The organism is Paenibacillus polysaccharolyticus, assembly GCF_023714295.1.
Taxonomy (GTDB): Bacteria; Bacillota; Bacilli; order Paenibacillales; family Paenibacillaceae; genus Paenibacillus; species Paenibacillus polysaccharolyticus_A.
Genome location: NZ_JAMAUN010000015.1, coordinates 14,876 through 30,357, shown reverse-complemented (window position 1 = coordinate 30,357; position 15,482 = coordinate 14,876). Strand labels below are relative to the sequence as shown.

Genomic DNA, 15,482 nt, shown 5'->3' with positions numbered 1-15,482 from the left:
TACCTCCCCTAAAATGAAGTGACCGCATGCCCTGAGCAGATCCCAAAACGTTTGTTTTCGGATCTGTGCATCCAGGGCTTTGCATGTAGTTCGCCATCTTACTTGGGATACTGCAGATTTCGCCAGAGACATCAAAGGCACGTTTGTAGAATCAGAACGCGAATTCGATTGTATCCACCGCATTCTTTCCGCCTGTCTCCGGTTTATGACATTCAATGCGGTTTAGCTCAAGATGTGGATTTTCCACGATTTGAGACAGCACCCGCAGGTAATCCTCGGACAAGGTACGAATCATCGTCTCTTTGAACAGTTTGGTGGCATAGAAGAAGCCTCCGCTCAGCGTGCCGTTGTTTTCATACATAAACAGAGTTAGATCAAACTTGGCTTCTTCCAACTGGTCGAGTTCAACATTTTTCAGGTTGACCCCTTCCAGTTCGACGTCGTGTTCTTCGATATTTTGCAAGTCGAAAACAGCATCGAATAATGGGAAGCGCCCTGGTTCCCGCTTCACATCCAAACGCTCCACAAGCTCTTCGAACGGATAATCCTGGTTCTCAAAAGCACCCAAAGCTGTCTCCTTCACTTCTTCAAGGTAGGACAAGAACGTTTTGTCGCCTGAAGGACGATTGCGGAGCGCCAACGTATTAACAAACATCCCGATGACCGGCTCCAAATCGGCATTCGTTCTTCCCGCCACCGGGGTACCCACGATGATATCCTCTTGTCCGCTATACTTGGAGAGCAACAAGGTATACGCCGCTAGTAGCACCATGTACAGCGTGCTTTCTTGCTGGGCTGCCAATTGACGCAATCGCTCAGAGAGAGAAGCATCAACGTCGAAATCCAGATGCATGCCTTCGTAATCGCGAATCGCAGACCGTTCATAGTCCATAGGTAAGTCAGCCCTTGGGAGCTCGCCTTCAAAGGCTTTCAGCCAGTACGCTTCCTGCCGCCCGATCCGGTCTTGGTAGTCCTTAGAGTGTTGCCAAACAGCATAATCTTTATATTGAATCCGTAGTGGAGGCAGTTCTTCACCGGCATAAACACTTGAGAACTCATCCATCACAATCGCCATCGATACGCCGTCGGATACAATATGATGCATATCGAACAGGAGAATATGCAGGTCCCGCTCCAGTTCTATGACCCCGGCGCGCAGAAGTGGCGGCTTGCCAAGGTCAAACGGGCGAACGAAGCCGCGAATGGTCTGCTCGATTTGAGTCACATCCTCTGGATCTGCTTGATGGTGCTCGATAGCAAAATCAACCTGCTGGTAAATGCGCTGAACCGCTTCACCCTTCACAACTTCAAAACCGGTACGCAGCGATTCATGGCGAGTTATCAATTTGCGCATGGTATCTTCAAAACGCTCTAAATCAAACTCACCTTCCAACTGTACCAGTTCCGGCATGTTATAAAGCTGGTCTGCTCCGTCTAGCGTGTGCTGAATGAACAATCGCTTCTGCGCAGAGGAGAGAGGGTAGTATTCTCTCACATCCGCTTGAGGAATGGCGTCATGCTCCCGTCGCTCCATCCGGGCGACTACCTCGGCCATCGCTGCAATGGTCGAGTGACGGAATACGTCGCGCAGCGGCAGATTGACATTTAATTTCTTAAATACCTTGCCTGCCAATGACGTTGCCCGTAGAGAGTGACCACCAATATCGAAGAAGTTCTCGTACACGCCGATCTCCTTCGTTAGCCCCAGCACCTCTTTCCAAATCGAGGCCAATTTTATTTCCAGTTTATTGCGCGGTGCGACATACTCCACTCCGCTTCCTGCCTCCCCTTCCGGGGCTGGCAACGCCTTCCGGTCAATTTTTCCGTTTGGCGTCAGAGGCAGATGCTCCATCTTCACGAAGTACGATGGGATCATATACCCTGGCAACTCCTGTGCCAGCGCTCCACGCAGATCGTTTACTGCCAGCTTCGTTCCTGTATCCGGTGTGTAATATGCACATAGCACTTTCTGCCCGTTTGCGTCATTTCGAACCAGCACCACGGCTTCGCGTACATTTTCCACCCGCAAGAGTTGTGACTCGATCTCGCCCGTTTCGATCCGATACCCCCGGATTTTTGCCTGGTTGTCCATCCGACCGATGAAGTCCACGTTGCCGTCTTTTGTCCATCTCGCCAGGTCTCCCGTGCGATACAACCGTTCCCCCTCGGTGAACGGACTATCGACGAACTTCTGATCTGTCAGCTCTGGACGGTTCAAGTATCCGCGTGAGACCCCAACTCCGCCAATAACCAACTCGCCCAGCACCCCGACAGGCACGGGATTTAAATGTGCATCCACAATGTAAAACTTCGCATTTAACCATGCTTTGCCGATAGGCACATGCCCTGTCTGTGGTAGCATTTTCAGTGGCTCATCGTAGAAGCTGGAGTCAATTGCTGCTTCCGTTACACCATAGGCGTTGATGATTCGGAATTGAGAGCCAAATCGTTCCTGCAAGGTTCGATAGTCTCCTACGCTGCAGCTGTCTGAACTTGTAATGAGCAGTTCCATCTGACTCATATCCAGCTGATTTTCATGCACATATTCCATAAACGGCACAATCAGCGCTGGCGTCGATTCAAAAATGGTGACTTGCTCCTGCTCGATCCAGTGGTGCAGACGAGACGGATCAATCCGGTCGTCCTTCGGCACAATGACCATCGTTCCCCCGTTGTATAGCGTGCGTGCAATATCGCCCACGAACACGTCAAACGAGAAGCTTGCCAGCTGTAACAGCCGCACCGGGAACTGATCCAACCGATATTCCCGTCGGTAGCCTGCCGCCGTATTCACCAGACTTCGGTGCTCGATCATGACACCTTTGGGCTGCCCTGTCGTTCCCGACGTATAGATCACGTAGGCCATATCCTCTGGACGGGCTTCGTGGAAATCATCCATGCCAGAACTCAGCGGCGCATTGGCCCGCTCCTCGCTGTAGGATGCTTCGTCATCAAGATACAACACATCCGCCAACGCCAGTTCCTCTTCACCCAGCCAAGCTTCAGCACGTTCTCGCAGTGGCGTTTGCGTGAGTAGCACCTTCGCTCCGCTGTCTTGCAGCATGAACCTCACGCGGTCTGCCGGGTAATCCGGGTCGAGTGGTACATAAGCGCCGCCTGCTTTCCAGACGGCCAGCACGGCTACCAGCAAATCTACTGAACGTTCGGCAAGAATGCCGACGATGGATTCCCGGCCGATGCTACTTGCGCGCAGTGTAGCCGCCAAACGGTTCGCACGCTCATTCAGCTCCGCATACGTTAGACGGTCGTTCTCGTACACAACGGCCTCTGATTCAGGCGCTCGTTGCGCCTGTTCCTCAAACAGAAGGTGGAACGCAACCGCAGGAGCAACTTCCACTTCCAGCTGCACCGGGTTAAATGCGCTGAGCATTTCTTTTTCCTCAGCCGTTAACAAGCTCAGCTCAGCAATCTTCGCATCCGGACGGCTTACAATCGTGACAAGCAACTGCTCATAATGTTTGGCCATCCGTTCGATGGTCTCCCTTTTATAAAGAGCCGTCGCATATTCGAAGCTGTATTCCAAGCCGTCGTTCTCCTCACCCACATCCAAGCTAATATCAAACTTGGCGGTATCCATTGCGCTCGGACAAGAAGTCAAGCGGAGCCCTTCCAACTCGAATTCCTCGTTCTCCGTATTCTGCATCGTAAACAACGTGTCAAAAAGGGGATTACGGCTTAAATCACGGGTGACTTGCACCTTGTCCACCAATTCTTCGAACGGATAGTTTTGATGCTCAAATGCATGGAGGGTGGTTTCTTTAATCTCGTTCAGGTATGACAGGAATGTCTTCTCCGAAGACGGATAACTGCGAATCGCCAGTGTATTCAAGAAAATCCCGATTAACGGTTGCACATCTCCATGGTTCCTTCCGGCAATTGGCGTACCAACAACTACATCTTCCTGACCTGAATATTTGTGCAGAAGCACGTTATAAGCAGCAAGCAACACCATGAACAGTGTCGTGCCCGTTTCTGAAGCCAACTGCTTCAGGGCATCGGTTTTCGAAGCTTCTAAGAAAAACTCCAGTGTGTGACCATCGTAGCTCTGCACAGCAGGACGCGGATAATCGGTTGGCATTTCCAGCACCGGAAGTTCTCCTTGGAACATGTCCAGCCAGTACGTTTCCTGATGCTGAAGCCGTTCCTTCTGCTCCTGTGAATGTAGCCAAACGGAATAATCTTTGTACTGAATGCGTAAAGGCTCCAGTTGTTCTCCCCCATACAAGCGGACGAATTCTTCAACAAAGATCTCCATCGATACACCGTCGGAAATAATATGATGCATATCGTACATTAGAATATGGCGTTCCGGAGCAAGCTGGACAAGGCCTACTCTCAGTAGCGGAGGTTTCGCCAAGTCAAACGGACGGACAAACCGACGAACGATCTCTTCGACCTCTTGCTCATCTGCTGAATAGAACTCCACGGCCAAATTCAAGTCTTGATAAATCCGTTGCGCTGCTTCGCCATCCACCATCTCGAAACCGGTGCGCAACATTTCATGTCTATCCACGAGCTTACGGAATGCGTCTTCGAACCTTGCACGATCCAAAGCCCCCTCTAGCACCATGGCTTCCGGCATGTTGTAACTAAGCTCCGCACCTTCTAGTTGATTCAAAATAAAGAGACGTTTTTGAGCAAAAGATTGTGGGTACACCTCACGTCTCTCCGCCAGCGGAATAGCAACGAATTGCTGCTCATCTAGCCGGGAAATGGCAACCGCCATGTTCTCGATCATAGAATGACGAAACACCTCTCGCAGTGGCAGATCCACGTTCAACTCTTTATGAATCTTACTGACCAGTGTCGTTGCCCGTAGGGAGTGACCGCCGATGTCGAAGAAGTTCTCGTACACGCCGATCTCCTTCGTAAGCCCCAGCACCTCCTGCCATATCGAGGCCAATTTTCTTTCTAGCTCATTGCGTGGTGCGACATACTCCGTTCCGCTTCCTGCCTCCCCTTCCGGCGCTGGCAACGCCTTCCGATCGATCTTTCCGTTCGGCGTCAGAGGCAGACACTCCATTTCCACGAAGTACGATGGAATCATGTATCCCGGCAACTCTTGTGCCAGTGCACCTCGCAGAACGTTCATTGCCAGATCCGTTCCAGTATTCGTTGTGTAATAAGCGCATAACATCTTCTGTCCTTCTCCATCAGTTCGAACCAGAACGGCTGCTTCGCGTACGCCTTCCACACGCAACAGCTTCGCTTCGACCTCACCTGTTTCAATCCGGTAGCCCCGAATTTTAGCCTGATTGTCCATTCGACCAATGAAATCCACGTTGCCGTCTTCCATCCACCGCGCCAAGTCCCCTGTGCGATACAACCGTTCACCTGTGCCAAAGGGACTGCCTATGAACTTCTCTTCCGTCAGCTCCGGACGGTTTAAATATCCGCGCGAGACCCCAACTCCGCCGATAACCAACTCGCCCAGCACACCTACAGGCACGGGATTCAGGTGTGCATCCACAATGTAAAACTTCGCATTTAACCACGCTTTGCCGATAGGCACATGTCCTGTCTCTGGCAGCAGTTCCAGCGGCTCGTCGTAGAAGCTGGAGTCAATCGCTGCTTCCGTTACGCCATAGGCGTTGATAATACGGAATAAAGAGCCGAACCGCTCCTGCAAGGTTCGATAATCTGCCACGCTGCAGCTATCCGAACTTGTGATGAGTAGCTCCATCTGACTCATATCCAGCTGATTTTCATGCACATGATCCATAAACGGCACAATCAGCGCTGGCGTTGATTCAAAAATAGTCACCCGCTCCTGCTCGATCCAGTGGTGCAGACGAGACGGATCAATCCGGTCATCCTTCGGCACAATGACCATGGAGCCTCCGTTGTACAGCGTGCGTGCAATATCGCCCACGAACACGTCAAACGAGAAGCTGGCAAGCTGTAACAGCCGCACCGGGAACTGATCTAATCGATATTCCCTGCGGTATCCTGCCGCCGTATTCACCAGACTGCGGTGCTCGATCATGACGCCTTTGGGCTGTCCTGTCGTTCCCGACGTATAGATTACGTAGGCCAGATCCTCCGGTCGGGCTTCGTGGAAATCATGCATGCCAGAACTCATCGGCGCATTGGCCCGCTCCTCGCTGTAGGATGCTTCGTCGTCGAGGTACCACACTACCGACAACGCCAGCTCCTTTTCAACGAGCCAAGCTTCGACATATTCTCGCAGGGGCTCTTGGGTGAGTAGCACCTTCGCTCCGCTGTCTTCGAGCATGAACCGCACACGGTCTGCCGGGTAATCCGGGTCGAGCGGTACATAGGCGCCGCCTGCTTTCCAGACAGCCAATACGGCTACCAGCAAATCCACCGAACGTTCGGCGAGAATACCGACGATGGATTCCCGGCCAATGCCGCTTACACGTAGCGTAGCCGCCAAACGGTTCGCCCGCTCGTTCAGCTCCACATACGTCAGCCGATCATTTTCGTACACGACAGCCTCGGATTCAGGCGTGCGTTCGGCTTGTTCCTCGAACAGACGGTGGAACGCAGCCGCAGGAGTCGTTTCTGCTTCCGGTTGTGCCGGATTAAACGCAAGGATCATTTTTTCTTTTTCCGCTGTGGTCAACAGATGTAGCTCAGCAATCTTCGCATCCGGGCGGCTTACGATCGCCGCAAGCAAATGTCCGAAATGAGCCTGCAGTCTTCGAATCGTGCTTTCTTTATAAAGAGCCGTTGCGAATTCAAAGTTGCACTCCAACACGCCGTCTTCTTCTGTAACATCTACGCTCAAATCGAACTTGGCCGAGCCGTAGTCGCTAGGGTACGGTGATAACTTCATTCCTTTCAGTTCTATCTTTTTATCCTCCAAGTTTTGCAAGGAGAACATGGTATCAAAGAGCGGGTTACGGCTCAGATCCCGGGCAACCTGCACTTTATCGACGAGCTCCTCGAACGGATAGTTCTGATGCTCGTAAGCCCCTAAAGTCGTTTCTTTCACTTCTTCCAAATACGATAGGAAGCTTTTGTCCGAAGTCGGATAATTGCGAAGCGCCAGCGTATTAACGAACATTCCGATTAAAGGCTGCGTATCTGCATGTGTTCTGCCCGCAATCGACGTTCCGACAATCAAATCGTCCTGGCCTGTGTATTTATGCAATAGCACGGTATATGCCGCAAGTAACACCATATATAGCGTCGTTCCTCTTTGAGCGGCCAGTTGCTTCAAACCTTCGTTCGTCTTCTCATCTACGAAAGACGTTAACGTCTGTCCTTCAAAACTTTGCACGGCAGGACGCGGGTAATCGGTCGGCATTTCCAGCACCGGAAAATCGCCTTGGTAACGTTCCAACCAATAGCTTTCCTCCCGTTTCAACTGCTCCTTATGCTCGTCTGACTGTTGCCATACCGCATAGTCCTTGTATTGAATGCGTAAAGGCTCTAATGACTCGTCGCTGTATAGATGAACGAGTTCATCGACGAATACGTCCATCGAAACTCCGTCGGAGATGATATGGTGCATGTCAAACATCAGTAAATAACGTTCGGTCGCCAGCTCTACGAGTTTCGCTCGCAGCAGTGGAGGCTTCGCCAAATCGAAAGGCTGGATGAAGGCCTGTACAACGTCTGGCGCTTCTTCCTCGTTCGCATGGCAGTACTCCACAGCAAAGTGGGCACTCTCGTAAATGCGCTGTACTGCTTCGCCTTGCACGATCTCGAAGCCGGTTCGCAGCGTTTCGTGCCGTGCAATCAGTCCGCGGAAAGCCTTTTCCAGCAGACTCCGATCGATCGTTCCTTCCACCAGTAACACACCAGGCATGTTGTAGCTCTGATCTGCACCTTCCAGCTGATTCAGGATATACAACCGCTTCTGAGCTGATGAAAGTGGATAATATGTTCTTCTGTCTGCCAACGGAATCGACGAGAACGTCTGCTCTCCGATCCGGGATATGGCTAGGGCCATCTCTTCAATTGTCGAATAGCGAAATACGTCCCGCAGAGGCAACTCAACGTTCAACTCCTGGTGCACCTTACTTACCAGTGTTGTCGCCCGAAGTGAATGTCCGCCAAGGTCGAAGAAATTATCATGAACGCCAATGTGCGCGAGTCCGAGCACACTTTTCCAAATATCAGCCAGGCTAGCTTCAAGTGGAGTCCGTGGTGGAGTCCCATCTTCGCCTACCTGCAAGCTCTCCTCTGGTGCCGGGAGAGACCTGCGGTCAACCTTGCCGTTCGTTGTCAGCGGGAGTTGCTCTAGCTGGATCAAGTACGACGGAATCATATAGGCCGGTAGCTCCTGGGAAAGTACACTCTTCACCTCAGCCGCTGGAAGCTCAACGTCAGCTTCATAATACGCACAAAGCTGCTTTTCGCCGGAAGCACTCTCTCTGGCGAATACCGTTGTTTTCCGAATCCCCTCAACTTTCTGAAGCTGAGCTTCAATCTCGCCGAGTTCAATCCGGAAGCCACGAATTTTCACTTGGTCATCCGTCCGTCCAACGTATTCAATCGTACCGTCCGGCAACCATTTCGCTAAATCCCCCGTCCGGTACATGCGCTCTCCCGGTTCAAAAGGATTGTCCACAAATTTCTCCGCCGTCAGCTCGGGGCGGTTATTGTAACCCTGTACCAAACCTTCCCCACCAACGCAGAGTTCGCCAGCCACACCGATCGGCAGAAGTTGGTTACGGCTGTCAACAATATATACCGTTGTATTACTTATGGGTCTTCCAATGGGAACGGTAACCGCTGCGTCATCAATGAAGTCGACCGGAAGGTATGTGGTATACACCGTGCTTTCCGATGGACCATACAGGTGGTTAAGTTTTCCCGGTCCGATATGGGCGAGCGCTTTACGCACATGACCAACCGACACTCGCTCTCCTCCGAACAATATTGCCCGGACATCTCGCAAGCAGTCGATGTTCACATCTACAAGCACGTTGAAAAACGCCGTCGTTATCAGCATCACAGAGATATGCTCGCGCTGAATGAGATCCGCTAGCTGGCTAATCTCCAGCACAGTCTCACGGGGAACCAGAACCAACCGTGCTCCGTTGGTCAAAGCACCAAAAATATCGAAGATCGCTCCGTCAAACGAATAACTCGAAAGTTGCAGGACATGATCATGCTCCGTGATGTCGATATAATTCGTATTTCGCACGATACGTACGATGTTGCGGTGTGTAACAAGGTTGCCTTTCGGCTTGCCCGTCGTTCCTGACGTATAGATGATGCATGCCAGATCTGTCGCTTCCGTGCCTGGATGTAGATCAGTGCTGTCCTCGTGATAGAAAAATTCATCATCCAATAAGATCACGGAGTCCGAATCCGCCAGACGTTCACGCAAGTGGCTTTGGGTCAGCATGACCTGAGCTCCCGAATCCTCGATCAGAAAACGGATACGCTCTTCGGGATATTCCGGATCAATTGGTACGTAACCTGCTCCGGCTTTGTGTGCCGCCAGCATACCCACTACCATTTCAATGGAACGCTCAGCCATAATAGCGACTAGCCCTCCTCGGGTTATCCCGTGAGTACGCAAGGTACGGGCAAGGCGATTGACACGTTCATTCAGAGCGCGGTAGGTCATCTCGTGTCCATTCAAGGTGACAGCCGTTGCATCCGGGATGCGCTCCGCTTGTTCCTGGAACAATTGAATGAGCGTCTTATGGCGAGGGAACGCTGTGGTGGTATCGTTAAAACGTTCGAGTAGGTCCGTCTTTTCAGTCTCCGTCACAAGTTCCAACTCACCCACCGCAATTTTCGGATTAGCCGTCACCTGCTCCAGCAGATGTACGAGATGCCCCTTCAGCCGCTCGATACTATCTTTGTCGAACAATTCAGCATTAAAATCGAAGCGAATTTCGATCTCGGCTCCTGGTGATACGGTCACGTTGAAGTTATAGTTCGTCTGCTCCTCCATCTGAACGTCTGCGATGGTTAGTTCCCCATGGTTCTGGTCACCTGCCTGCTCCATCTGTTCATCTACAGGATAATTCTCGAAAGCGATGATATGGTTGATCAGGTTCTGCTTTTGCAAGCTGAGGGCTTGAATCTCATACAGCGGATAGTAATCATAACTCCCGGACTCCAGTGCTCGCTCCTGAAGCTTCACCATCAGGTTGGCAAATACGGTGTCGGCTTCACTCGTGACGCGAACCGGAACTGTATTGATAAACAGACCGATCATGGACTCGACGCCTGGAATCTCCACCGGTCTTCCGGCTACAACGCTACCGAATACGGCATCGTGGGTTCCGTTATATTTTTGCAACATCACACCCCATGCAGCCTGCAAAAGTGTATTTACCGTAACCAGGTGCTGTTTCGCTACCTGATCCATCCGTTCGCTTAAATCCTTGCCCAGCAGAGCTGTGACGTGATCGGCTTTAAATCTGTTATGCGGCGCTGATTCCTTTTGCCCGGGGAGTACCGTTTGCCCCTCATAACCTGCCAAGAATGCCGTCCAATAATCGGATGCTGCCTTATCGTCCTGCTTCTCCAACCATTCGATATAAGTACCGTAATCTGCTCCTTGATCTACCACCGGTTGCTCACCAGAGACCAAAACAGAATACATCTCGAACAGCTCCTGTGTCAGCTGAGACAGACACCAACCATCCATTAAAATATGCTGGAAACTCCACAATACATGGTAGCTTTGCTCTTCAGTACGCAGGATCGTAAAGCGAACAAGTGCATCATGTTCCATGTCGAAGCCGCGAAGTTTGTCATCCTCAGCCTTTTTGTCCAGATAGGCCTGTTTTTCCTCCATTTTCAAATGAAGCAACTCTTCATATTCGAAGCCAACTGGTTTATCACGGTACACAATTTGCAAAGGCTCCCCTGTCGGACCTTTCACAAAATTCGCCCGTAACACCAGATGTCGTTTCGCAAGCTCCATCCAGCTTCTCTTGAAAAGCTGCACATTGAGTGCTCCCCGCATCGTAAATCGTGTCTGCTCGAAGTAAGCGGCTGTTTGCTGATCAAGCGCGCTGTGGAACCACATACCCTTTTGCATCGGAGTAAGCGAGTAAATATTTTCGATTTCCCCGAGATGACCGGAACGCTGAGCGATTTGCTCCAATGCTGTAATGGTCAAACCTTTAAATTGTACGTCGCTTGGCGTCAGTTCGGTATGTTCTTTCCCTACACAGTGGGCTATGAGCTCTCGGAGACTTTGCTCAAGACCTTGAGCAAAAAATTCCATTGTTTCCTTCCGATACTGCTTTCGACTGTAGCTAAGATCAAGCGATAGAGCTCCGTCCAGCACCATGCCGTTAATATCCAGCACAAAGCTGCGGGCCTGTCGATCACTAGCCGGGCTACCACTGGAATAAGCAGATATGCCGATCTCATCTTGATTGACATCATCGTCGAACTGACCGAGGTAATTAAAATTAATTTCCGGTTCTGCGCCCCAAACCAAGCCATCCTCCAACTTGGAGAGATAACGGCATACGCCATAGCCGAGTCCTTTGTTAGGAATGCGGCGCAAGCGTTCCTTGACCTGTTTAATCTGGTAGGCCAAATCCCGATCGCTTTCCGGCTCCAGGACCACTGGGAATTTGGTCGTAAACCAGCCAACTGTGCGATTAATGTCGATATCAGTTCCCATGGATTCACGTCCATGTCCTTCGAGATTGATCCGCACACGTTCGTGTCCTGTCCACTTGCGAATGGCTATGCCGAGCGCCGTAATTAAAATATCATTCATTTCAGTGTTATAAGCTCGGTGAACCCGCTTCAGTAACTGCTCTGTTTCTTCGGGAGTTAAACGGACGAATAGTGATTCGCTGTCTAGTTGCGTTGTCATGTCCGTCTCCATATCCTTCGGTATGGCCGGAACCTCAATTAGCTCCACGTCCTGCCAGTAGGCTCGCTCCTTCGTGATTTCCGAACTTTGTGCGTAAACGGCCAATTGTTCTGACCAAGTGCGGTACGCGTCCGTTTTCGCAGGGAAACGAATGTCCTCGTTTTTGACGGTCTGCTCGTAACCCAGTGCGAAATCCTCCATCAAAATACGCCATGACACACCGTCCACCACGGCATGGTGAACCGCCAGTAACAGATGATCCCCATCCGCACACTGAAACAGTCCTGCTTTCATAAGAGGTCCATTCTCCAAATCAATACCTGCTTGAATGTCCGTTGCCCTTGCTTCCACAACCTGCTCGGTGTGTTGCTCCTCCTTGAAGTCGAACACATCCAGTGTGAACAGCCCGCCTTCCTGAATCGCTCGGTTCCGGGCATTGAATCCTTGTTCCGTTTTACGGAATACCATTCGCAAAGCGTCATGATGCTCGGCTAGCTTTTGCAGTACATGTCCTACCTTTTCTTCTTCGAAGCGATCCTTCCGGTACAGCATCACCGACTGATTGAAATGATGCGCATCCACAAAAGCGCTCTCGAAAAACCATTGCTGGATCGGCGTCAACGCTGTTTCACCCGTTATTTCTCCTTGATCAATGGTACGTCCAATCGTTTTCACATGCAGACTGAGTTGTGAGATCGTCGGATATTTGAACAAATCCCTTATTTCCAGCTTGTATCCGGCTTGATGAAGACGCGAAGATACTTGGATGGACTTAATTGAGTCTCCACCCATCTCAAAGAAATGATCGGTTACCCCAACGCGATCAGCGTTCAATACGCCCTGCCATACATCGGCAAGGGTCCGCTCCACTTCATTTCGGGGAGCTACATACTCGCCTCCAATCAGTGCATTTCCTTCTGGGACAGGCAGTGCCTTCCGGTCAATTTTGTCGTTCGGTGTAAGTGGCATCCGTGGAAGCTGAACAAAGTGGGCCGGAATCATGTAATTCGGCAAGTTTTGCGCCAGCGTGTTTCTCAACTCACCTAGTGTAAGTGGGTGGCTCGCCACCAGGTAAGCGCACAGTTCTTGGCCGCTTTTCCCTTCCCGAGCGATCACGATGGTCTCCTGCACGGAGTCAATCTTCAGAAGTTGCTCTTCAATCTCCCCAATTTCGATTCGGAATCCACGGATTTTCACCTGATGGTCGATCCGTCCCAAATACTCCATATTTCCGTTTGGAAGCCAGCGCGCCAGATCTCCCGTCCGGTAGAGGCGTTCTCCCGGTGCAAACGGATGTTCCACGAACTTCTCTGCTGTTAGCTCCGGTTGGTTCAGATAACCTCTCGCAAGCCCCACTCCGGCCACGCACAACTCGCCGTCCAATCCTGGAGGTACAAGTTGAAGGTGGGCATCCAAAATAAAAATTTGGTGATTAGCCAGCGGCCTCCCGATTGGAATCACTCTGTGTTCCGGCTGCTCCTCGTCTGCATCCCAAAGCGTCGTAACAATGGAAGCTTCAGTAGGGCCATAAGCATTGAAATAGTGAACCTTCGGTTTCCACTGTTGCACGAATTCGGCAGATACCGCCGATCCTCCGGTCACGAGTTTCGTTAAGCTAGGGAGGCGATCCGGGTTCAAATAAGCGCTATACGTCGGCGGCAAAATCGCCGCTGTAATTGCATGCTCGTTCATATATTGCTCGAACAAACGGGTGTCGAGAATCGTTTCGGCCGTAGGAATGTACAGAGTCGCACCAAAATAGAGTGCTTTGAACATTTCCCAGCAGGATGCATCGAATGACAGGCTGGCAAATTGAACAATTCGGTCTTGCTCGGTAATACGAAGCCTGTCCGCAAACATCAATTTCAAGCTTACCAAACCCCGATGCTCCAGCATGACTCCTTTGGGTTTGCCTGTCGTACCTGACGTATAGATGACATAAGCGAGGTCATTCGGTCCGCTAGCGAGCTCCAGATCCGCCCCATCGTTGTCATAGGAGTTCTCATCATCCAGTGCAAGAACAGTCCCTTTGAAAGGTACTTGGTGCATCAGTTCCCTTTGAGTCAGCAGTAACTGCGCGTTAGAGTCATCCAGAATGTAACGGATTCGTTCTTCGGGGTATTCGGGATCAATGGGCACGTAAGCACCGCCAGCTTTTAGAACCGCCAGAATACCAACAACCGTCTCCAGCGATCTCCTTACCATCAAGCCGACTAATTGATTGGGTAACACACCGACGGATCGTAGCGTTCTCGCCAGCCGATTGGCCCGTTCATTCAACTCCGCGTACGAAAGTAGCTGATTTTCAAATACAACTGCTGTCGCTTCTGGCACCCGCCGTACCTGTTCTTCTATGAGTTGATGAATTGTCCAATCCCGGGCATAGTCCTGCTTGGTATCGTTAAAGCTTTGGAGCAATTGAAATCTCTCTTCTTCAGACAACATATCAATCTTCACGATGCCCAGTTCCAACTCGTGGAGACCCACAGTTAGCAGGCTGTTGAGATGACTAACAACCCTAATCATGAATTCAGAATCATATAAATGCTCGTTGTATGAAAGAGCTAGCTGTATTGTCCCGCCTTTTATGCTGAACTCAAAAGAACAATCCGTGACTACATATGGTGCGATTTCGTCCGTATGTAGCTCTTTGAGAGATACTAGTGTATGGATGATGGGCTTTCCATCCTGATATTGCAAGTCCAGCTTCTCCGTCATTTTCGAGAACGGAATATGTTGATGCTGGATCGCTTCCGGTAAGGAAGTCCTCAATTCATTCAGAAGTGTTTTAAAAGTCGCACCCGCCGCAAACGAGTTTTTTAATATGACAGTATGATTAATGGATCGGCGCTGATCTGTCTTTTTCGGTACAATCGGCATACCAACCAAAATGTCGGAAACGCCCGTATATTTATATAAAAGTGACTGAACACCCGCAAGCATAATCATAAACGTCGCCAGCGGAGCTCCCTTACTCATTTGAAGGACACGCTGTGATGCTTTCTCTGCGAGTGAACCACTAATGGTTTTCATCAAGGGTCTTAAAGGGCTTTGCGTTTTGCTGTAAGGCAACCGTGTCAAAATATCATCATCACTACCGAGTTTTTCGTTCCAAAACAACGTTTCTTTTTCAAAAGCCACCTGGATCGTTCCCCTCTCTTCATCGGTAAAAGCAATCCGGCAGAGCCTATGCCGCAGCAACGCTCCCCGCCTTTTCAAAATGTGACAACAATAGCAATGGCTTATGCCAAATCACCGCTTTGCTTGTCCAATAGATCTATGACACTCTTCTGTCTGGCAACTGTCTCGAACACTCCCATGCTTAAAAAAAATAAAGACATGGTTTACGCAAAAGATGTAGCTGTTACTGGCTCCCTTGCTTCAGTATGTTTACTGTGAACACCGATGCCCGAGAACGGACTTTGAGTTTACCTTGGATTCGGAATTGGAATTAGAGGTGTACAAAGGAGGTTCCTCCCATTGATGTAAGACCTGCTGCAGGATACTAGTAGGCCAGCAACGAAATTAGCCGCACCTCCAGATTTAGCTAAGGAGTTGCCTTGATCGAAACCTATGTTAAGGGGCATGGATACACTCTATGTACGATTAATGCATTCCCGCAGTCCCGATGTGGATAAATCAAGATCAGGCTGCGGGGTAGTGATCTTTTTCCGGGCGATTACAT

General features: G+C 50.5%; 1 protein-coding gene. It reads right to left on the bottom strand.

Translation table 11 applies throughout. From position 1 onward, the window contains the following. Positions 1 to 151: 151 nt before the first annotated feature. Entirely contained in the window at positions 152 to 14,944 is a 14,793-nt protein-coding gene (locus M3629_RS25485; protein WP_251511441.1) for a non-ribosomal peptide synthetase, read from the bottom strand. Positions 14,945 to 15,482: the final 538 nt, after the last annotated feature.